Source organism: Rhodococcus sp. NPDC060176, from assembly GCF_042728675.1.
Taxonomy (GTDB): Bacteria; Actinomycetota; Actinomycetes; order Mycobacteriales; family Mycobacteriaceae; genus Rhodococcus_F.
In genome coordinates, this window is record NZ_JBHWYS010000001.1 from 1,483,834 (window position 1) to 1,504,305 (window position 20,472).

Genomic DNA, 20,472 nt, shown 5'->3' on the forward strand with positions numbered 1-20,472 from the left:
AGGATCGAAAAAGACCGGGGCCAAGCCTCATTCAGGACTGGGCCGGGAAGCATTGCTGAAGGCGTACGAGAAGATGTCACGTATCCGTGCCTTCGAGGATCGCTTGCACGAAGAGAATGCAACCGGCGACATCCCCGGCTTCATTCACCTCTACTCGGGCCAGGAAGCCATCGCCGTCGGAGTGTGCGAGAACCTCAGCGACGCCGACTACATCGGATCCACACACCGCGGTCACGGGCACTGCATTGCCAAGGGCTGTGACCTCAACGGAATGATGGCGGAGATCTTCGGCAAGGACGACGGCCTGTGTCGCGGCAAGGGTGGTTCGATGCACATCGCCGACCTGTCCGTGGGAATGCTCGGCGCCAACGCGATTGTCGGCGGCGCACCGTCGTTGGCGATCGGTGCGGCACTGAGTGGTAAGACGCTCGGAAACGGTGTCATCGCAGCCTCGTTCACGGGTGACGGTGGATCTAACCAGGGAACCGTCTTCGAGGCGATGAACATGGCTGTGGTGCTGGATCTTCCGATCGTCTTCGTGATCGAGAACAACGGATTCGGGGAGGCCACCGGAACCGACTACGCCGTCGGTGCACCCGACATCGCCGCGCGCGCCGCATCCTTCGGCATGCCTGCCGTCAAGGTGGACGGCACCGACTTCTTCGCGGTCTACGACGCAATGGCGGAAGCATCCGAGCGTGCCAGGACCGGCGGTGGCCCCACCACGATCGAGGCGGCGGCATTCCGCTGGCACGGCCACTTCGAGGGCGACGCGCAGCTCTACCGCACGGCGGAACAGGTTGCGCAACTGCGGGAAACCAAAGATCCGCTCAAGAACTTCCGTAGCAGTGTCGACGCGAAGAAGGTCAGCTTCGCTGATCTGGACGCGGTAGACGAGCAGTCGCGGGTGTTGGTGGACGAGGCGGTAGCGAAGGCGCGCGCCGCGGCGTATCCACCCGTCGAGAATCTGCTGACCGATGTCTACGTGTCGTACTGAGGAGCCCGAGATGACAAGCGTGGAAACCAAGAACGTGTCGAAGAAGACTTACCGCGAGGCCGTCAAAGAGGCCATCGCCCAAGAGATGCAACGAGATCCGAGCGTCGTCCTCATCGGTGAGGACGTACGCGGCGGGCATGCCGGTACCAATCCCGATCTGGAGACGAAGAAGATCGAGGCGTTCGGCGGTGTCCTCGGTGTCACCAAGGGCCTGTGGACGGAGTTCGGATCGGAGCGTGTGATCGACACCCCGATCACCGAATCCGCGATCATCGGAATGGCTGCCGGAGCCGCACTGACCGGACTTCGGCCGGTCGCCGAGTTGATGTTCATGGACTTCTTCGGAGTTTCCTACGACGCGCTCTACAACCAGGCTGCCAAGTTCCGCTACATGTTCGGTGGCAAGGCCAGAACTCCGCTGGTGGTGCGAGGCATGATCGGCGCAGGATTCTCCGCCGCTGCACAGCATTCTCAGTCCCCGTACAACGTGTTCGCGGCGGTGCCTGGTCTGAAGGTGGTCGCACCGTCCAATGCCTACGACGCCAAAGGGCTTCTCATCCAAGCTATCCGGGACGACGATCCCGTCGTCTTCTGTGAGCACAAGGTTCTCTACGACCTCAAGGACGAGGTGCCGTACGAGCCCTACGCGATTCCGTTCGGCGTCGCCAACTACACCAGGCAGGGCGACGACGTCACGATCATCGCGTTGTCCGCAATGGTGAACCGCGCCAACGACGTAGCGGACAAGCTGGCAGCAGAGGGTATTTCGGTGGAGGTCGTCGATCCTCGTACTGTCTCACCACTGGACGAGGATGGCATCCTCGAATCCGTCGCGTCGACCGGACGGGTCGTGATCGTCGACGAATCCGCAGCCCGCTGCGGCTTCGGGCACGACGTGGCCGCGTTGATCGCCACCAAGGGTTTCAACTACCTGAAAGCGCCGATCGAACTGATCACGCCGCCGCACACCCCGGTTCCGTTCTCCCCGACCCTCGAAACTGCCTGGCTGCCTGACGCGGCGCGCATCGAAGAGTCGGTTCGCAAGCTGGTGAGAGCCTGATCATGGCGGATATCAAAGCTATCGACATCCCCAAATGGGGGCTCTCCATGGAGGAGGGGTTGGTCAACGCCTGGCTCATCGGGGAAGGCGAGTCGTTCACCAAGGGCCAATTGATCTGTGAGATCGAGACCAGCAAGATCACCAACGAGCTGGAGGCGCCGTTCGACGGTGTTCTCCGCAAGATCGTCGGCACACCTGGGCAGACCCTGCCCGTCGGTGCCGTGATCGGTGTGTCAGCCGACGCGTCCACGACGGATGCGGAGATCGAGCAGTTCCTCGCCGCGCGCGGCGCAACCGCGTCGCCGGAAGAGCCGTCACCAGCTGCCGCGCCGGCGGCTCCCGCGACACCTCTGCCGACGCCGGCTGCGAAGGCGGTTGTTGCACCGAAACCTGCACCAACCGGCTCCACCGTCGTACCGAGCGTTCTGCAGGGCACGACTCAGAGTGACGTGTTTGCCAGTCCTCGCGCATTCCGACGTGCCGAAGCACTCGGAATCGATCTCGCCGCCGTGGTGGGCACGGGCCCCCTCGGACGGATCAGTGTCCGAGACATCGACGACGCGATTCGTGACGCCGGTGGCACTGTTGCGCCCGCGGCGACGGCTACGAGATCCGGACTTCCGCTGCGATCGACTGTCGATGACAGCGCCGTACCGGCCACCCCGGTCGCACGCAGAACTGCGCAATCGCTGGGCGTCAATTTGCACGACTGTCGTCCGACGGGCTCGAGGGGGCGCGTCTGCGTCGCCGACGTGCACGACGCCGCCCGTTCCGCGCAGTTCCTACCTGATGCGGCAGCCGAGACGGGAACCGTTGCCGTCGAACCCGATTACGACACAGTTCCTTTCACACCCATGCGATCGGCAATCGCCGGTAGGTTGCAGGCGTCCAAGCAGCAGGCTCCCCATTTCCGGCTCTCGGCGGATCTCGAGCTCGATGCGCTCCTCGCTCTGCGCAAGGAGATCAATTCGACCGTCCCGGCGGTCAAGTTGTCGGTCAACGACTTCATCGTGAAAGCCTGCGCCGCCGCGCTGATGAAGGTGCCGGACGTGAACGTCCAGTTCGATGCTGCGAACGAATCGGTTCTTCGATTCGCGTCGGCGGATGTCTCGGTGGCAGTGGCACTTCCGACCGGGCTGATCACGCCCATCGTGCGCAGTGCGAACACCAAGTCGTTGGCGGACATCTCCGGTGAGGTGCTCTCGTTGGCCACCAAGGCGAAGACCGGCAAACTCCGTCCCGAAGAATTCCAGGGTGGAACCTTCACGGTGTCCAACCTCGGTATGTTCGGGATCAAGGCCTTCGACGCGATCATCAATCCGCCCCAGGGTGCGATCCTCGCCGTTGGTGCGGGGGAGAAGCGGGCCGTGGTGGTCGGCGACACCGTCTCGGTTCGGACACTGATGACCGTGACCCTCTCGTGCGATCACAGGGTGATCGACGGAGCGTTGGGTGCGACCTTCCTTCGCGAACTCCAGCGCTTTGTTGCTTCTCCCGCGCTGATGTTGGTGTAAGGGGCTGTGGTGGAAAGCAATACGTCTCAGAAGTACGACGTTCTTGTCATCGGCGGCGGCCCGGGTGGGTACGTTGCGGCGATCCGGGCTGCCCAGTTGGGGTTGAGCGTTGCGCTGGTCGAACGTGATCGCCTCGGTGGTATCTGCCTCAACTGGGGCTGTATCCCCACCAAGGCGATGCTTCACGGCGCGGACGTCGCGCATACCTTGAGCGAACTCGACACATACGGCTTCAGTTCGGCGTCTGTTGAATTCGACATCTCGAAGTTGGTGGCGTTCAGCCGTGGCGTTTCGGAGCGGTTGTCCGGCGGTGTTGCCTATCTGATGAAGAAGAACGGCGTCGAGGTCATCTCCGGCACTGCGAAGTTGGTGGACAAGGGCGTCGTATCCGTGGAAGGTCGGACGTATCGAGCCGACCACGTGATCATTGCGACCGGCGCCCGGCCGCGCTCGATTCCCGGTGTCGCTCCGGACGCCGACCGGGTGTGGACTTACTTCGACGCACTCGTCCCGAATGAACTGCCGAAGTCGCTGCTCGTGATCGGGTCCGGCGCGATCGGAGTCGAATTCGCCAGCCTGTACCGCGATCTCGGAACCGAGGTGACCATCGTGGAGATGGCACCGCACATCATGCCGGTCGAGGACGAGGAGATCTCCGGCTTCGTTCGCAAGCAGTTCGAGAAGTGGGGCATCACGATTCACACCGGAGCCTCGGTGTCGGCGGTAACCGTCGGCGCCGACGCCGTCGAGGTGAATGTGCAGACGAGCAACGGTGTCCACGCGTTGACCGTGGACCGGGTTTTGGTGGCGGCCGGAATTACCGGCAACGTCGAGGATCTCGGGTTGGAAGCCGTGGGTGTCGAGATCGAGCGCGGTGCGATCGTCACCGACGAGTGGTGCCGCACCAGTGCTTTCGGGATCTACGCCATCGGCGACGTCGCGGGCGCTCCGTGTCTGGCGCACAAGGCAAGTCACGAAGCCGTCCTGTGCGTCGAAAAGCTAGCCGGCGTGCCCGATGTTCACCCGCTCGATCGTGACTACGTTCCTGGTTGCACGTATGCCCGCCCTCAGGTAGCGAGTCTCGGTCTGACGGAGAAGCAATGCGCCGACTCTGGTCGCACGGTGCGCGTCGGGCACTTCGACCTGCAGGCGAACGGCAAGGCATTGGCGATCGGTGAGGCCGAAGGCTTCGTCAAGACGATCTTCGACGCCGATACCGGGGAACTGCTCGGCGCGCACATGGTCGGTCCGGACGTGACCGAGCAGATTCAGGGGTTCGGAATCGCCAGATCCCTCGAAGCCACCGGCGAGGATCTCGCCGAGGTCGTGTTTGCTCATCCGACGCTCTCGGAGGCAATGCACGAGTCGGTGCTCTCGGCGCTGGGGAGACCCCTCAACGCGTGAGCACAGTCCGCGTGCGTGAACGCCGTCCTACATTCACGCACGCGGACAACTCTGCAACCGGGTGCAACGCTCGCTTTCGGTGACCTCGTCGCATAGGACTGGAGTGTGATCGGCGCAACGAATCGACTCGAACCGGCCTTGGGTAGTGGTGAAGACCCGGCGCAGTACGCACGTGTTCTCGAATCCGTGTACGAAGCAACGATGTCGGGGCGCAAGCCGCCTGCACGTCCGCGCTCCGTCATCGCGAATTCGTGGTCGCGTCTGCGTGCGCTCGGACTCGATCCGGAGCGGTGCTCGATCACCAAAACGGGCCGCGAATCCGAGATCGAAGAGGGCCGACGCGCCGCCGGCATGACGGAGATCTTCGACGAGGCGGTGCACGGTCTGGCGCCACTCGTCGGCCCAGACGACGCGAATCTGATCGTGGTGGCCGACCGCCATGGGCGGATCCTTTGGCGACACGGGCCCAGTCGAATGCTGGATCGGGCCGAACGACTCGGGATGATCGAGGGTGCGTCGTGGACCGAGGAAGCTGTCGGTACCAACGGGATCGGCACGTCCTTGGCATCAGGTTCGGCAGTGCAGGTGTTCTCGGCCGAGCACTACTCACGCTCGCAGCATCCGTGGACCTGCTCCGGAGCGACGGTTCGGGATCCGCGTAGTCGCCGGGCCATCGCCGTCGTCAACGTCGCCGGCGCAGCAGACACGGTCCACCCTTCGACCCTCGCACTGGTTGACAGTGTGGCCAGGCTGGCGGAATCCGCGCTGCGGGAGAAGCATCGAATCGGATTGGATCAGCTCCGGATGATCTCGGCGTCGACACTGGCTCGCGCGAGTCAGCCTACAGTGGTCGTGGACCGTGGTGGCTGGGTCGCGGCCGTGGATTCGATGGCGCCGATCTACCGCATTGCGCTGCCGAAAGTGATGAGCAGCGGCGAGCATTGGCTCCCGTCGCTCGGATTATGTATGTGCGAGCCGCTTCCAGGTGGTTGGCTCATCCGTCCTCAGTTGAACCCGGCGTCCGGAACTGTTTGTGCCGAAATCGAATTGGATCTGCGAGATCCGAATGCGATGGAACTGCGGTACTCCTCGGCCATGGGGAGTTGGAGTATCGACCTCAGCCCGCGCCATTCACAGATCCTTCTCGCTCTGACGCAGTCGTCCGAGGGCCTCACGGCCTCGCAGCTAGCCTCACAGCTGTTCGGCGATCCGCGCAAGACGGTGACCGTCCGGGCCGAGATGTCGAGGTTGCGTAAACGATTGGCCGGAATCCTCTTGGCGCAGCCTTATCGCTACGACCCGGCGGTGCGGGTAAAAACCCTCCCTGCTGTGCGCCTTTGTTAACCGCGGGGGGTTAATAAAGGCGCACAGCAGAGCGGCGCGAACGCCTCACCTGCGCGTACTCGTAGCCGTTCTGCCAGGTCACGGTAGCCACCAGCACCCAGATGATCCACGTCGCGCTCATATGCGTGCCGACGATGCCCATGACGATGGGGATGGCGGTGCAGGGGAGTGCCCAGCCGAGCAGCCACCGTCGATCCGTTCGCGCAAACAATCCGGCCACGGTGCTGATGCCGAAATAGACTGCGATGCTTCCGCACAACAGCCACCGGAGGTTCGTGGGTGTGTGTTCCGCGCCGTGTTCGGTGGCCGCCCCGAGGCCCGCGACCAGAACTGCGATCGCCCCGGTGGTGAAACAGTGCAGGGCCATGTCGATGCGAGCGGGAAACTTCTCGGCCTGCAGGTGCGGAACACCGGCGTGGCCGTAGAGAAGCGAGAGCGCCCACATGCCCGAGAGCAGGACAAACGATCCGACGGCGAGGCTGACCACCGTCGAGTCCCAGGTGAGCTTCGAGGCCGCGGAGATCACGAGAATCACGCCTTCGCCCAGCACGATGATGACGTACAGGCCCAAGCGCTCGGCAAGGTGGGCCCGATCGGAGTGCAGGGCTTCGAGTTCGGGCATTCGGTCGTCCTTGAACCCACGGACCTTGATGATGCGGTCGAGCTTTTCCTGCGCGTCTTCCATGATCGCGCTGCCGGAGACGACGAACATGATCAATAGGTCGATGGTGACACCGGCAGTCCAGAGCCAGAAGCGGGTGTCACCCTCGAACCAGAACGAGACGATCCACGGAATCACACCAAGTGACATCTGGGCGATCGGCCAGTCGACGACGATCTGACCGTTGTGCCACACGCGACTCGCCAGCAGACGTACGGCTACGTAGGCGACAGCGAAGGCCAGCGCATGGTTGTCGTGGATGCCGGCCACTGCCGCCATCATGACGGCCAGCCCGAACATGGCGATCAGCATGCTCGGAATTCGGACGCGGTCGCCGGCAACGTTGCCGTACATCGTGAACGTCGCCCACGCGGTCCAGAACGCGAGATAGAGCAAGGCGTAGAGCGCGACATCCGACCAGGACGGTGAACCGTGGAGCAGGTGAGCAAGTTGACCGATGCCGGCAACCACGACGAGGTCGAAGAACAATTCGATCCACGAGGCGTGCCGCTCCAGAACTGCCTTCTGCTTCTCGTCTGGTTCTTTTCCGAGTTCCGACATAGGGGTCAGTATCCGGTATGGACGCCAACAGTGCAGGTAGGGCGCGGAACTTGTCCGTTTCGCGAGCGCAGTGCCTATGCTGTTCGATGAGTGATCTGGATCATAGTTCCGGCGAGGTGGTAGACGTGCGTGGTGGCGGTGACGTGGCTCTGTCCGCGACGGACTACGACCGTGTCTTCGCGATCCTCGACTACTGCTCGGCGGCGAAAACGCTCGACCAGCTCAAGAACCTCCTCATGGTGGCCTTGCACGATCACTACGGCTGCCCCAACACCACATTCCTCGCCGGTCCTACCTTTACGACAGCGTTCGCCGATCCGAATCCGGTGACGACCGGGCGGATCACGCCGATTCTCGACGAGTACCAAGCGCATTGGTACCTCGACGACGTCTTTGCGACGGCGCAATCACGGGCGACGCTGTTGTCCTCCCCAGCGATCACGCACACCCAGTTGGCCGACGTCCCTTCGCAGTCGGCGACCTACCTGCGGGATTTTCTCTATCGCAAACGACTGCACAGCGCGTCGGTGATGCATCTCCAGCTGGCCCACGGTGGTCACGGTCTGGTGGGGATCTTCGATTCCGAAGGCAAGGATCTTTCAGGGCGCGACATCGCAGGATTGGGCATTGTGGGCAGGCAATTGTCGCTGCTGTGTCAAACACTTCCCGGTCAGCGCGAGCCGGGATGGCGAGAGAAGCTGACGCCCAGGCAGATCGATCTCGCGGAGCTGTTGGCGGACGGTCATACCAACGACGAAATTGCGGTGATCTTGTCGCTCAGTCCGGACACGGTGAAGAAGTACGTCAGCCGCATCCTTGCCGTTTTGCACGTACGTAACCGTGCCGAGTTCGTGAAGTTGGTCTACGAGCAGAAACTCGCCGATCAGCGGGTCTGAGATTGTCCACTTTCGTGCACTGTGACTACGGTCACGTCGCGGATAGCGTTTCCGGTGCACGGCCAGGAGTTGGCCCACAGCACTAGGAGAACTCATGAGCAGGCTTCGTTTCGGGTATTTCATGGCACCGTTCCACGTCCCCGGACGCAATCCCACCGCCGCACTGCAGCGCGATCTAGAACTGGTCGAGCACCTCGACCGGTTGGGCTACGACGAGGCGTGGTTCGGTGAGCATCACTCTGCCGGAAGCGAGATCATCGCGTCGCCGGAAATCATGATCGCTGCAGCCTCACAGCGCGCACCGCGGATTCGTTTCGGCACGGGTGTCACGTCGCTGTCGTATCACAACCCGCTGTGGGCAGCGGATCGAATCATGCAGTTGGACCACCTGACTCAGGGCCGCACCATCTTCGGAGTCGGGCCCGGTTCGTTGCCCACCGACTCGGCGATGATCGGTTTGAACCCGACCGACACCCGAGAGTTGTTGCAGGAGAACCTCGACATCGTCGTACGCCTCCTTCGTGGCGAGACGGTTTCCGCGAAGACCCGAACTCACGAGTTGTACGACGCCAAGCTACAACTCGCTCCGTACTCGGAGAACGGCATCGAAATCACCGTTGCCGCAGTGGCTTCCCCGACTGGTCCTCGCCTGGCCGGTACGCACGGTCTGGGGCTGCTCTCCATCGGAGCAACGTTGTCCGCCGACGGTTTCGACGCCTTGGCGCACCACTGGAATGTGATGGAGGAGCGCGCGGAGGTCAACGGCACGACGGTGGATCGCCGACGGTGGTCTCTCGCCGGGCCTTTTCACATCGCCGAAACCGAAGCGGAAGCACGCAAGCAAGTGGAATACGGCATCGAGGAGTGGTTCGACTACTTCCAGCACGTCGCGGCCTTCCCGCAGATGGCGGTCTCCGGTGCGCGCCTGAGCGAGATGATCGACTTCATCAACGAAGCCGGGATCGGTGTCATCGGCACACCGGAGCAGGCCAGGCGTCAGGTACAACGGCTGTGGGACCAGTCCGGTGGTTTCGGCTGCATGCTGCAGATGGGTCACGATTGGGCGAACCCGCAGGACACCCGACGTTCGGCAGAGTTGTTCGCGCAGGAGGTCTTTCCGCATTTCCAAGGGCAGGCGCAGGCGACGCTCGATGCGGCAGCTCACGCGCGGGCCGTCCGGGAGGGGCATGCCAAGGCGCAACTCGACGCCGTCGACCACATGACGAAGAAGTACGCACAAGAGTTGGCAGACAAGGGCTGACGTCGTGAACGATCCACAGGGCAATCGGGCGTTGCATTTTCGAGAAGCCATGGCGCACGTGTGCTCACCGGTCGCCGTCATCACGGCAATGGACGGCGACCGGCCGCACAGCACGACGGTCAGTGCATTCATGTCGTTGTCGATGGACCCGCCGATGACCGCGGTGGCTCTGGATCGACAGTCGGAAGTTCTCGGCCTGATCGAAGGAACCCGGAGGTTCGCGATCAACGTCCTCGGGACCTCGCAAAGCCCGCTGGCCGTGGCCTTTGCGAGGAAGGGCCGTGCGAAGTTCGACGGTGTCGAGTGGGCGGAGCATCTCGGTGTTCCGAGACTGCCGGACGTATCCATCTGGATCGCGTGCACCGTTGATGCCGTCGTGGACGGTGGTGATCACAAGATCGTGACAGGATCGGTGGACGAGGTCGAGCACCGCGAGTCGAATCCACTGACCTACCACCGGCGTGTATTCGGTACGCACGCACCGACGTCAGTGCTTTAGGAAGGAAAGCCATGTATGTATTGGTGGACGACGGCCGCGTCAGCATCCATGACGGCGAGAATCTGAAGGACTTCCACGTCGAGGCGACTACCGACATCTCCGATTCCGAACTGGACGAGCTGTTGCGCGTTCGAGATTACGGATACGTCAGCGGTGGTAGTGCCTTCGTCTCGGTGGCCCGTGTGCGCGAGAGCGCCACGGACGTCGAAGGTGTTGCCGCGATGGTCGATTACGCGCAGAGCAAAGGCTGGGTCGACGAGGACGGAGAAGCGCTGCAGGCGCACGTCGTTCGTCGGCAGTAAAACCGGCAGTAAAAGGGGAACGGCTCAGACCATGTCGTTCTTCTGCAGCCATCGCAGCGTCGGCCAACCGCAGAACACCGGGAGCCAGCAGGTCAGTACTCGGTAGAGCAGGACCGACGGGACCGCGATGCTTGCCGGCAGTCCGAATGCGGACAGACCGCCGATGAGGGCGGCCTCGACGGCTCCGACGCCACCCGGTGTCGGAGCTGCCGAGGCCAGCGTGCCGCCGATCATCGTCACGATGGTGACGGTGATGAACGTCGTTCCGCCGCCGAATGCTTCGACGCTCGCCCACAGCGCCAGAGCGGCACCCAGAGTTGTTGCGGCGCTGCCGCCGACGATGATGAGGAAACGCGTGGGGTTTCGCGCGAGCTGGCTCAGTTCACCCAACACTTCGGTGATCTGAGGACGCAGATCGTCGCGCAGCCACCCACGGAGCTTCGGGATGAACATGAATGCGCCGAGAACTCCGAGCGCGACTCCGCCCGCCAGATACAGAACCGTGGATCCCGGGATGAAGTGCGAGAGATTCGTATCGCGTCCGGCGACGACCGAGAAGAAGATCAGCAGGCCGACGTGGGTGACCACCTGAACCGTCTGTTGAAGCGCGACAGCGGCCGTAGCGCGGACGGTACCGAGCCCGCCTTTCTGCAGGAACCGCACACTCAGGGCGAGCCCGCCGACGCCGGCGGGAGTTGTAGTCGCCGCAAAGGTGTTGGCCACCTGCATGATCAGGAGGTTGCGGTAACTGACCATCGACGACGCACACGCCCACAGGGCTGCTGCTGCACCGACGTACGTCAGTGCGGAGACGCCGAGGCCGAGCAGCGCCCACCACCAGTTGGCTGTCTTCAGTTCGGTGATGAATGCCGGTACCTGGCTGATGAACGGATAGGCGACGTAGACCAGACCGATGAGCAGCACGAGCTGGATGAGTTGATTGCGACTGAACCGGGTGACCTGCGCGGGAGCGACCTTCTCGATCCCGTTCTTCGCACCGACCTCGTCTCGGATCTCGGTCATCAGTTTCGCGGAATCCGCGACGGTCCGCCGAATGCGGTTGGGCAACGCCGCAGTGGTCAATCGGCCCGACGCCGCGAGGATCGTGTCTGCGCCTTGCGCGCGAATCGCGGCGTCCACTGCTGCGTCGACGCCGAACAGTGATGCGGTGGCGAAAAGAAGCTGGGCGTTGTCGGACTGCATCTGCACTTCGGTCGCGCCGAATTCGGAGTACGCGTATCCACCGAAGAGGATGGTTCCGCCTTCGACGCGAATCTCGGAAGCGCGTAGGTCACCGTGCGCCATCTGGTGCACATGAGCGGTATGCAGTGTTTGCCACAGCGCGTCGATCAGCTTGGTGGATTCTTCCTCGCCCGCCTGGTTCTCGACGGCGACGGCCAGGGGGATACCGCGCGGACTCGGGCGCGCGTACATTTCCCATCCGCGATCGAGGACCGAGATGGCGACGGCTTTGGAGCTGGCCAGTCCGATGTCGGCGAACGCGATACCCATGAGCGCCCGGTGTTCGACGGCACGACGAAGCGATCCGTAGGGCGGAGGAGTTTCCCGGTTCCGGAACGAGATCCAGCGGAAGGTCTGTCGAATTGCTCCGCTACTTCGCTGGTTCTGTCCGTACAACTCGACGATCAATTCGTCGAAGGGTTCGTCGTCCGGTGCTTTGTCGATGGCGGCGGACATGACGAGAGGCCCGATTCCGGACGGGCTTACGACGCGGAAAGTGGTGACCCGGTAACCACGCCGCGCGAGTACGCGCACTGCCGAATCCAGCGGCACTTCGAGGGCTGGTGTGCCGACGACGAGAACGATCACAGCGCCGATCAAATAGCCGACCGCGAGACCCAGCATCGAGCGGGCGGGAACGATCGAGCTGACGATCAGGTGAATGGGAGCAAAAAGCAGAAGCAGCGTCCACCAGGCTCGTCGCCACTTTTTCGGAAGCCACGGGCCCGAGACGGTGAGCACCGCCGCGAGCATCGCGATCCATCGTGGATCGTCGAGGAATTGAGACAGGAACGTGGCGTCGAGTCTGTCCGGGACGTCGAGGTGCCACTTGGGCGCGGCGAGGCCCGTTCCGGTGAAGGAGAGCGCGACACCGGCGCACAGGCCGGCGGCGGCGTATCCGGCCAGCAACTTCCATCGGCGACCGACGATCAGTCCGATCAGAATGGCGAACGGTAGCGCCAGAATCGCGATGCCGTAGAGCAGATACACAGTGTCTGACAGGCTCGGCGACAGAACGCCGACGATGTTGGACACCGACGTTTCGAGGGCGTCCCACTGACTTCGAGTGATCAGAGATCCCGCGATGACGCCGCCGAGCAGCACGGCAGCGATAGCGACCCGCATGATGTCGCTTGTACGGCGGTGCAGTGGTGGCAGGAGACTTCCCGTTACCGGGATCTCCCGTCCGTCTACTCGCATCTCGCCAGAACTCTCTTCTCTCGGGGTTACCGACCGTCTCAGTTACCTCGATCAAGGTACCGCGTGGGGGTTCGGCGACTGGGAAGCCGGACCTGTCGTTACCTCCTCGATGCCAAGCAACATTCGCTTCGGCCCCGCGGCGGCGGGCTTCGGCGCGTAAAATTCACTTTCCGGACGTTCGTTCATTTCGACGACAGGGAGTGCGTATTCATGAGCCCCGACGCCAGCGGTGTGGACGGTCGGGTTCCTGACCTGCCGACCCCGTCGACCAGAATTTCCGTCACCGAGGACTACGCGGCCGAGATCGACGAGATCTCGAGTCTCAAGCACAAGCTCGGCGTGCTGGAGCCTTCGGAGTTCGCGGATGCTTGGAAGCAGGGTTACCCGTACGAGAAGAAGATGTCTCGCCGCGAGTACGAGCGGAAGAAGCGGCGCCTGCAGATCGAGCTGCTCAAACTGCAGCTGTGGGTCAAGGAAACCGGTCAGAAGGTGCTCATCATCTTCGAAGGTCGTGATGCTGCCGGTAAGGGCGGCTCGATCAAGAGGTTCACCGAGCATCTCAATCCCCGTGGTGCCCGCGTCGTCGCGCTCGAGAAGCCCACGGACATCGAGCGAACGCAGTGGTATTTCCAACGCTATGTCGCGCACCTGCCGAGCGGCGGCGAGATCGTGATGATGGACCGGTCCTGGTACAACCGCGCCGGCGTCGAACGAGTGATGGGTTACTGCACGCCGACGCAGTATCTCGAGTTCATGAGAGAGACCCCGGACTTCGAGCGGATGCTCGTCAACTCCGGGATTCATCTGCACAAGCTGTGGTTCTCGGTCAGCCGCGAAGAGCAGTTGGCGCGGTTCGCGGCCCGTCGAACGGACCCGGTGCGTCAGTGGAAGCTCTCACCGACCGACCTGGCTTCGCTCGACAAATGGGACGACTACACGCAGGCCAAGGAAGCGATGTTCTTCTACACCGATACCGGGGATGCGCCCTGGACGGTGATCAAGAGCAACGACAAGAAGCGCGCCCGCCTCGAAGCGATGCGTCACGTGCTCGCCAGCTTCGACTATCCCAACAAGGATCACCGGGCAGTCGGTACTCCGGATCCCTTGATCGTCGGGCCGGCCTCGGCGGTATTCGAAGAGGGCGAGCACGTGAACGTGGAGTTGCCTGCGCTCTAGCTGAAGTTCTCACTCAGATCGAGCTGGCCTCTGCCCACAGATTGATGCCGCTGTCCTTGGCGTGCTGATCGATGGAGGCCAGTTCGGCTGCACTGAATTCGAGATTGTCGAGCGCGCCGACGTTGGCTTCGAGCTGCGCGACGCTGGACGCACCGATCAGTACCGAGGTGACCCGCGAATCGCGAAGTGCCCAGCTCAGTGCAAGCTGGGCCAGCGACTGGCCGCGGGCTGCGGCGATATCGTTGAGTGCGCGAATGTGGGTGAGCGCGTCGTCGGTCAGCCACGACGGATCGAGTGACTTACCTTGGGCGGCACGAGAATCCTCGGGAACACCGTTGAGGTAGCGGTCGGTGAGCATGCCTTGTGCGAGCGGTGAGAACGCGATGACGCCCACTCCGAGATCGTCGACAGCCGAAAGCAGTTCTTGTTCGATCCACCGATTCAGCATCGAATAGCTCGGCTGGTGGATCAACAACGGAACCCCGGCAGCGGCGAGCAGTGCGGCGATTTCACGGGTGCGCTCCGGTGAATACGAACTGATACCCGCGTACAGGGCCTTGCCCTGCTGGACGGCACTGATCAGGGCGCCCGCGGTCTCGTCGATCGGAGTCTCGGCGTCGGGGCGATGGCTGTAGAAGATGTCGACATAGTCGACCCCGAGTCGGCCGAGCGACTGATCGAGAGACGAGAGCACGTACTTGCGGGAACCGCCGAATCCGTAGGGACCGGGCCACATGTCCCAGCCCGCCTTGGACGAGATGACCAATTCCTCGCGGTACGAAGAGAAATCCTCACGCAGAATCCTGCCGAAGTTCGTCTCGGCGCTTCCGTACGGAGGTCCGTAGTTGTTGGCAAGATCGAAGTGGGTGATTCCGAGATCGAACGCCCGTCGCAGAACTGCGCGCTGGTTGTCGATCGGTACGTCGTCGCCGAAGTTGTGCCAGAGGCCGAGCGAGATCGCCGGGAGTTTGAGACCGCTCCGGCCGGTCCGGCGGTAGGGCATGGCTTCGTAGCGGTCCTGCGCGGCGACGTACTGATCGGACATGGTGCCTGCCTTCACATCGTTGTGGTTGCGGTTGAGCGTCTACCCATTATCGCCGATGCCGCTCAGGTGTGCTGGTCGCTGGGAGGTGTCTCAGTCAAAATGCTTGCGGGTTAAAGTAATTCGATCGATCTTCTGGACCGGCGTTCAGGTTCGAGTCACAGTGTCAGGCGGCGGTGACGTCGACCACGTCTGGGTTCGCATCTAAGGGAACGGTAAGGAATCGCGGTTACCATGGTCACAGTCGATCGGCGATACCGATCGCCGATTCGCTTCGAACATGTTGCCCAGCAGCCGGATCCGGGGTCCGGCGAGGAGATCTATGTCGACGCAGTCCGTAGTGCACACACAATCACCGGCAGACGAGAGCGTCGTCGGGGATTCGTCTCCGCCGGGTGGTGGAAGCCGGCGTTATCTCGAGCAACTGATCAGATACGACGTGCCGGCGTCGCTGGTCGTCTTCCTGGTGGCGCTTCCCTTGTCCCTGGGAATTGCGATCGCGTCCGGGGCGCCGATCATGGCAGGTCTGATCGCCGCCATCGTCGGCGGAGTGGTGGCCGGAGCGGTAGGAGGTTCACCGCTGCAGGTAAGTGGTCCCGCGGCAGGCCTGACCGTGGTGGTCGCCGAACTGATCGGCAAGTTCGGGTGGAAAGTCACCTGCTTGATCACCGTCGGTGCCGGTCTTATGCAGATCGTGTTCGGGCTCAGTAGAATTGCCCGTGCGGCACTCGCTATTGCACCGGTGGTGGTGCACGCGATGCTCGCCGGTATCGGCATCACCATTGCGCTACAACAGGTTCACGTGTTGTTGGGCGGAAGCTCTGCCAGTTCGGCGCTGGACAACCTACGGCAGTTGCCCGCGCAGATCGGTGCCTTGCACGTCGAGGACTTGATGATCGGGCTCGTCGTCGTCGCCACTCTTCTCGGGTGGCGTTATCTCCCCGCGGGCGTCCGAAAGGTGCCGGCCGCGTTGGTCGGCATCGTATTGGCAACTCTCGCTTCACTCGTGCTGCCGATCGACGTCGAGCGTATTGCTCTCGACGGGTCCCTGCTGGACTCGATCGGACTTCCTGCCCTGCCGGACGGCCAGTGGCTCGGCGTCGCAACCGGCATCTTGACCATCGCCCTGATTGCCAGCGTCGAGAGTCTGCTCTCGGCTGTGGCCGTGGACAAGATGCACTCGGGCCCGCGTTCGAATTTCGACCGCGAGATGCTCGGTCAAGGTACTGCGAACATGGTGTCAGGGGCGATCGGCGGGCTGCCCGTCACGGGAGTGATCGTGCGCAGTGCCACCAACGTCGAAGCCGGTGCGAAGTCCCGTGCGTCGTCGATCATGCACGGCCTGTGGATCCTGCTGTTCTCGGCCGCGCTGGCCGGGTTGGTTCAGCAGATTCCGAAGTCTGCACTTGCCGGTCTGTTGATCGTCATCGGTATTCAACTGGTCAAGCTGGCGCACATTCGGTTGGCCCGGCGGACCGGTGACCTGTGGGTGTACGGCATCACGGTGGTCGGAGTCGTGTTCCTGAACCTGCTCGAGGGCGTACTCATCGGACTGGCACTGGCGATCGCCCTCCTGGTGTGGCGTGTCATTCGCGCATCGGTCACGGCAGAAGAGTTGGGCGACAAGGATTCCGGGAAGTGGCGGGTGCTGGTCGAGGGGTCGTGCACCTTCCTCGTGCTGCCCAAGCTCACGTCGGTACTCGCCGGCATTCCGCCGCGGTCCGAGGTCACGGTCGAGCTGTCCGTCGACTTTCTCGACCACGCCGTCTTCGACGTCATCGAAGAGTGGGCAAGGCAGTACGAGTTGGCAGGTGGGTCGGTGACTATCGACGAAGTCGGATCGGTGAGCATGGAGAGCGCGACCACCGGACCGCCCAAGCGCGGCGCAGCAGTCACCGACCTACGAGGCTTGCTCGCTCCGTGGGGGAGTTGGCAACCACAGGCTTCGGGAAGGAATCTGAGCAGCCCGCCTGCGCTGCGGCCCATTCTCGACGGGGTGTCCAACTACCATCGCCACCGCGCCGAAGCGATACGGCCACACATGGATCAGCTGCGCGACGGGCAGAATCCGGACTCCCTTTTCCTTACCTGCGCAGACTCGCGAGTGGTGCCGAACATCATCACGAGCAGTGGCCCAGGAGACCTGTTCACTGTGCGCAACGTCGGAAACCTGGTTCCTGCCGGCGGACGCGATACGTCGGTGGAAGCGGCGTTGGCATTCGCGATCGACGAGTTGGGCGTCAGTTCGGTTATCGTGTGCGGACATTCAGGCTGCGGAGCGATGCAAGCACTCCTGACCGACAGTTCGTCGGAATCGGGAGCCATCGGGGAATGGCTGCGTCACGCCGAAACGAGTTTGCAGGCCTACACGAGTGGCCATCCGGTCGCCCGCGCTGCCGCCGAGGCGGGCTTCTCGGAGGTCGATCAGCTCGGAATGGTCAACGTTGCAGTGCAATTGCAGACTCTCGAACGACATCCACTCGTCGGTAAGGCCCGCGTCGACGGTCGCCTGCGTATCGCCGGGTTGTTCTTCGACATCGGATCGGCTCGGGTCATCGAAGTGAGTTCGTCCGGGATCGGGGAGCTGATCGAGACCTGAAAGGGCTAAACGGATCCGGGTTGATCCCTGAGCTCGACCAGCAGGCGAGCCCCGCCGAGCGGACTGTCGTGGAATGTCGTGCGTCCGCCGTGCAGGGCCGCCTGTTGCGCCACCAATGCCAGGCCCAAACCGGAGCCCGTCTTGCCTGCCGTCGACCCGCGGGTGAACCTTTCGAAGACGCTCGAGCGTTCCTCGGCCGGTATTCCGCAACCGTTGTCGTCGATCGTGATCGTGACTGTGTCCGGTGAATCGACCGGGCGCGCGAGGGTGATGCGCACGGTGCTCGCGCCACCGTGGCGGACGGCATTGGTGATCGCGTTGTCGAGGATCAACCGGATTCCGCCGGGAAGAGCCCGGATGCAATAGGGGAGTGGGGAATCCACGGTGACGACGCTGACGTCGAGGCCGCGATGATGTCGGCGTGCGTCGTCGGCAGCGATGTCGCAGACCTCGGTCAGATCCGTGTCCTTGAAATCCTCGGCAGTCGAGAGTTCACCCTTCGCCAGTCGCTCGAGGTCTCGCAGCGTTGATTCGACGCGGCCCTGCGCGCGGGCCAGATCTGTGAGGATCTCGCGTCTTTGTTCGTGATCGAGGTCGTGAATGGACAACACCTCGATGTCGGTTCGCATCGCCGTCAACGGAGTTCGGAGTTCATGAGCCGAGGCGGAAGCGAAGTCTCGCGCGGCGGCAAGGGCCGAGTCGGTCGCGGCCTGTGCCCGGGCGACATCGCTGAGCATCGATTCTGCTGCTGCGGCAAGCTCGTCCGCTTCACGGATGCCGGAAATTTCGGTGGCGAGATCGGGATCGCGTCGGGCGATCCGGCGGGTCAGTTCCACGAGTGGGCGCACCGCCGGGCCGCCGAACAACCACCCGAGAGCTGCAGCGGCCCCGACGGCACCGACGCCGAAGAAAGCGACCTGGCGTTGTTGGTCGACGGTGATGTCCCGCGCTTCGGCGTAGGGAACTGCCAGCGAGACAAGGGCGTTGATGCCGTCGGCCTCGGCGGTGTATGCCCGGTACTTGGTGCCGTCCACATCGACGGTGGCCGAGCCGACCGGGAGTTCGGGCAGACGGGTCGGGGTGCTGGATTTGACGGTTCCGTCGGTGTCGGAGCGGATGGTCACGGAAAACGCGCCGCCATCTCCGAATGCTCCCAGGAACGGTCCCGCAGTGGCGGCGTTGGCCACGATCACTGTCGACGCCGTCTCGAGCCGACGGTCCAGCTGGGACAGGTTGTTTCGAGCGATGGCCAACGCAACGACTACACCGAGAGCGATGACGATGAACGTCGCCCCCAGTGCCGCGGCCGCGGCAACGCGGGTTCGAAGTGAGAAGCGGCGACGCTTCACGGGTTCTCCCGAAGCACGAACCCGACGCCGCGGACGGTATGGAGAAGGCGAGGTGAACCGCCGGATTCGAACTTGCGACGCAGGTAGCCGATGAACACGTCCACGACGTTCGTGTCGGCGACGAAGTCGTAGCCCCACACCAGTTCGAGGAGGCGTTCGCGAGTGAGCACGATGCCGGAATTGTGAGCGAGTACTTCGAGGAGTTCGAATTCGCGTTTGGTGAGCGGTACTTCCTTGCTGTCGACACGAACTCTGCGGCCGGAGAGGTCGATGTCGAGGTTGCCGACGCGCAGGGTGTTCGTTCCCTCGGTGTGATCGCCGGCAGGGGTGTTGCTGCGCCGGAGCATCGCGCGGATCCGGGCAACCAGTTCGGCGAGGACAAAAGGCTTGACCATGTAGTCGTCTGCACCGGATTCTAGCCCGGCGATGCGATCGTCGACCGAGTTGCGTGCGCTGAGCACGCAGATCGGGATTTCGTTGCCGGCGGCTCGAAGCGCCGTCACCACTCCGGTGCCGTCGAGCACCGGCATGTTGATGTCGAGGACGACCGCGTCCGGTCGCTTGTCGGAGATCACTCGGAGCGCGTCGGCGCCGTCCACTGCCGTCAGTACGGTGAATCCCGAGAGCCGCAATCCGCGTTCGAGCGAGGTGAGGACGTCTGCGTCGTCGTCGACTACGAGGATTTTCGGTATCTCGGTCACAGCCCCATTGTGCCTTGCCTGGTACGTCGTGTTTCGCCGATCAGACCGGCAAGTCGGTACCGTCCGGGCGCAGACCGGCCATGAACACCGCGACCAATCGAGGGACCAGGTTCGGCATGGCCTCGTCGGACAACTCGATTTGCGGGCGTGTCAGTTTGGCCAGAGCCATGACGAATTCGAGCGGTTGTAGATCGGCGCGAACCAGTCCGGCGCTCTGAGCGGCGCCGATTGTTGCGGTCATCTTCGCTTTCGTCACCTCGCGCACGGCCAGAACTTCGGGGGCCAACTCGGTGAAACTGCGTTCCACCAGTGCGGGAATGAGTGCACCCAGTCGCAGTTCCACGAGCCGATCCACCAACGTGTGCCAGGCGCTTGTCGGATCGGTGGGCATGGCCGCAAGCGCGATGTCGGCGGCCTCTCGGACGTCGGTCAGCGTTGCGACGGCGACGGTGGTCACCAGGTCCTCGCGCGTCGGAAAGTTCCGATACAGCGTGGCTATGCCCACTTTCGCGAGTTCCGCGACGGCGTCGAGGGGCGCATCGTGCCCGCGCTCGGTGAACACCGCTCGGGCGGCGTCGACTATTGCGTTCCTGCGTTCGCGTGCATCGGCTCGCACATTCACCTCCGGTATTGACAGTTCATCATAACTGGAGGAATATCTTCC

Annotated in this window: 17 protein-coding genes; 11 read left to right on the forward strand and 6 right to left on the reverse strand. The window is 63.1% G+C overall.

Translation table 11 applies throughout. From position 1 onward, the window contains the following. Window positions 1–73: 73 nt before the first annotated feature. The 5 genes from ACFWEM_RS07170 (at window position 74) to ACFWEM_RS07190 (ending at window position 6,319) form a co-directional block, all read left to right on the forward strand. On the forward strand, window positions 74–997 hold the full coding sequence (locus ACFWEM_RS07170; protein WP_378446540.1) for a thiamine pyrophosphate-dependent dehydrogenase E1 component subunit alpha: 924 nt from the start codon (window positions 74–76) through the stop codon (window positions 995–997). A 10-nt stretch (window positions 998–1,007) separates the two neighbouring features. After that, window positions 1,008–2,057 carry an alpha-ketoacid dehydrogenase subunit beta gene (locus ACFWEM_RS07175; RefSeq protein ID WP_378532322.1) on the forward strand — a complete coding sequence of 350 codons (1,050 nt, stop codon included), beginning with the start codon at window positions 1,008–1,010 and terminating at the stop codon, window positions 2,055–2,057. Window positions 2,058–2,059: 2 nt separating this feature from the next. Next, entirely contained in the window at window positions 2,060–3,571 is a 1,512-nt protein-coding gene (locus ACFWEM_RS07180) for a 2-oxo acid dehydrogenase subunit E2 (RefSeq protein ID WP_378532325.1), read from the forward strand. 6 nt (window positions 3,572–3,577) lie between these two features. Further along, window positions 3,578–4,975, forward strand: coding sequence for a dihydrolipoyl dehydrogenase (lpdA, locus tag ACFWEM_RS07185; protein ID WP_378532327.1), 1,398 nt, complete (start codon window positions 3,578–3,580; stop codon window positions 4,973–4,975). A gap of 105 nt (window positions 4,976–5,080) precedes the next feature. Continuing rightward, entirely contained in the window at window positions 5,081–6,319 is a 1,239-nt protein-coding gene (locus ACFWEM_RS07190) for a GAF domain-containing protein (protein ID WP_378532329.1), read from the forward strand. Between the two features lie 10 nt (window positions 6,320–6,329). On the opposite strand, the gene ACFWEM_RS07195 is transcribed toward ACFWEM_RS07190, so the two are convergent. Beyond that, the gene (locus ACFWEM_RS07195; protein ID WP_378446265.1) at window positions 6,330–7,541 is read right to left on the reverse strand and encodes a low temperature requirement protein A; all 1,212 of its coding nucleotides are present in this window, start codon (window positions 7,539–7,541) and stop codon (window positions 6,330–6,332) included. A gap of 86 nt (window positions 7,542–7,627) precedes the next feature. Between ACFWEM_RS07195 and ACFWEM_RS07200 the strand changes: the two genes are divergently transcribed. From ACFWEM_RS07200 to ACFWEM_RS07215, 4 genes are all read left to right on the forward strand, one after another. Then, a complete protein-coding gene (locus tag ACFWEM_RS07200) occupies window positions 7,628–8,437 on the forward strand; it encodes a response regulator transcription factor (RefSeq protein ID WP_378532331.1) in 810 nt (269 codons plus the stop codon). A gap of 94 nt (window positions 8,438–8,531) precedes the next feature. Next, entirely contained in the window at window positions 8,532–9,698 is a 1,167-nt protein-coding gene (locus ACFWEM_RS07205; protein WP_378532333.1) for an LLM class flavin-dependent oxidoreductase, read from the forward strand. A gap of 49 nt (window positions 9,699–9,747) precedes the next feature. Next, entirely contained in the window at window positions 9,748–10,197 is a 450-nt protein-coding gene (locus tag ACFWEM_RS07210; protein WP_378532772.1) for a flavin reductase family protein, read from the forward strand. A gap of 11 nt (window positions 10,198–10,208) precedes the next feature. Beyond that, on the forward strand, window positions 10,209–10,499 hold the full coding sequence (locus ACFWEM_RS07215; RefSeq protein ID WP_378532335.1) for a hypothetical protein: 291 nt from the start codon (window positions 10,209–10,211) through the stop codon (window positions 10,497–10,499). Window positions 10,500–10,523: 24 nt separating this feature from the next. Here ACFWEM_RS07215 and ACFWEM_RS07220 read toward each other — a convergent pair whose 3' ends face one another. Further along, on the reverse strand, window positions 10,524–12,941 hold the full coding sequence (locus ACFWEM_RS07220; RefSeq protein WP_378532337.1) for a YbhN family protein: 2,418 nt from the start codon (window positions 12,939–12,941) through the stop codon (window positions 10,524–10,526). Between the two features lie 63 nt (window positions 12,942–13,004). Between ACFWEM_RS07220 and ppk2 the strand changes: the two genes are divergently transcribed. Beyond that, a complete protein-coding gene (gene ppk2 / locus ACFWEM_RS07225; protein WP_378532339.1) occupies window positions 13,005–14,117 on the forward strand; it encodes a polyphosphate kinase 2 in 1,113 nt (370 codons plus the stop codon). Window positions 14,118–14,130: 13 nt separating this feature from the next. Here ppk2 and mgrA read toward each other — a convergent pair whose 3' ends face one another. After that, the gene (mgrA, locus tag ACFWEM_RS07230) at window positions 14,131–15,162 is read right to left on the reverse strand and encodes an L-glyceraldehyde 3-phosphate reductase (RefSeq protein ID WP_378532341.1); all 1,032 of its coding nucleotides are present in this window, start codon (window positions 15,160–15,162) and stop codon (window positions 14,131–14,133) included. Window positions 15,163–15,481: 319 nt separating this feature from the next. On the opposite strand from mgrA, the gene ACFWEM_RS07235 reads away from it, so the two are divergent. Continuing rightward, window positions 15,482–17,758: a SulP family inorganic anion transporter gene (locus ACFWEM_RS07235; protein WP_378532343.1), complete on the forward strand. Its 2,277-nt coding sequence runs from the start codon at window positions 15,482–15,484 to the stop codon at window positions 17,756–17,758. A 5-nt stretch (window positions 17,759–17,763) separates the two neighbouring features. Here ACFWEM_RS07235 and ACFWEM_RS07240 read toward each other — a convergent pair whose 3' ends face one another. From ACFWEM_RS07240 to ACFWEM_RS07250, 3 genes are read right to left on the reverse strand one after another with little or no spacing between them, the layout of a single operon-like run. Continuing rightward, window positions 17,764–19,107 carry a sensor histidine kinase gene (locus tag ACFWEM_RS07240; protein WP_378532345.1) on the reverse strand — a complete coding sequence of 448 codons (1,344 nt, stop codon included), beginning with the start codon at window positions 19,105–19,107 and terminating at the stop codon, window positions 17,764–17,766. Beyond that, window positions 19,104–19,808: a response regulator transcription factor gene (locus ACFWEM_RS07245; protein ID WP_378532347.1), complete on the reverse strand. Its 705-nt coding sequence runs from the start codon at window positions 19,806–19,808 to the stop codon at window positions 19,104–19,106. The genes ACFWEM_RS07240 and ACFWEM_RS07245 overlap by 4 nt, the downstream gene beginning before the upstream one ends. A gap of 40 nt (window positions 19,809–19,848) precedes the next feature. After that, entirely contained in the window at window positions 19,849–20,424 is a 576-nt protein-coding gene (locus tag ACFWEM_RS07250; protein ID WP_378532349.1) for a TetR/AcrR family transcriptional regulator, read from the reverse strand. Between the last annotated feature and the right edge of the window lie 48 nt (window positions 20,425–20,472).

Excerpts from the sequence above, each read along its gene's own strand:
- ACFWEM_RS07170 (WP_378446540.1), top strand. The coding sequence starts at position 74 with ATGTCACGTATCCGTGCCTTCGAGGATCGCTTGCACGAAGAGAATGCA.
- ACFWEM_RS07175 (WP_378532322.1), top strand. The coding sequence starts at position 1,008 with ATGACAAGCGTGGAAACCAAGAACGTGTCGAAGAAGACTTACCGCGAG.
- ACFWEM_RS07180 (WP_378532325.1), top strand. The coding sequence starts at position 2,060 with ATGGCGGATATCAAAGCTATCGACATCCCCAAATGGGGGCTCTCCATG.
- ACFWEM_RS07195 (WP_378446265.1), bottom strand. The coding sequence starts at position 7,541 with ATGTCGGAACTCGGAAAAGAACCAGACGAGAAGCAGAAGGCAGTTCTG.
- ACFWEM_RS07200 (WP_378532331.1), top strand. The coding sequence starts at position 7,628 with ATGAGTGATCTGGATCATAGTTCCGGCGAGGTGGTAGACGTGCGTGGT.
- ACFWEM_RS07205 (WP_378532333.1), top strand. The coding sequence starts at position 8,532 with ATGAGCAGGCTTCGTTTCGGGTATTTCATGGCACCGTTCCACGTCCCC.
- ACFWEM_RS07210 (WP_378532772.1), top strand. The coding sequence starts at position 9,748 with ATGGCGCACGTGTGCTCACCGGTCGCCGTCATCACGGCAATGGACGGC.
- ACFWEM_RS07215 (WP_378532335.1), top strand. The coding sequence starts at position 10,209 with ATGTATGTATTGGTGGACGACGGCCGCGTCAGCATCCATGACGGCGAG.
- ACFWEM_RS07220 (WP_378532337.1), bottom strand. The coding sequence starts at position 12,941 with ATGCGAGTAGACGGACGGGAGATCCCGGTAACGGGAAGTCTCCTGCCA.
- mgrA (WP_378532341.1), bottom strand. The coding sequence starts at position 15,162 with ATGTCCGATCAGTACGTCGCCGCGCAGGACCGCTACGAAGCCATGCCC.
- ACFWEM_RS07235 (WP_378532343.1), top strand. The coding sequence starts at position 15,482 with ATGTCGACGCAGTCCGTAGTGCACACACAATCACCGGCAGACGAGAGC.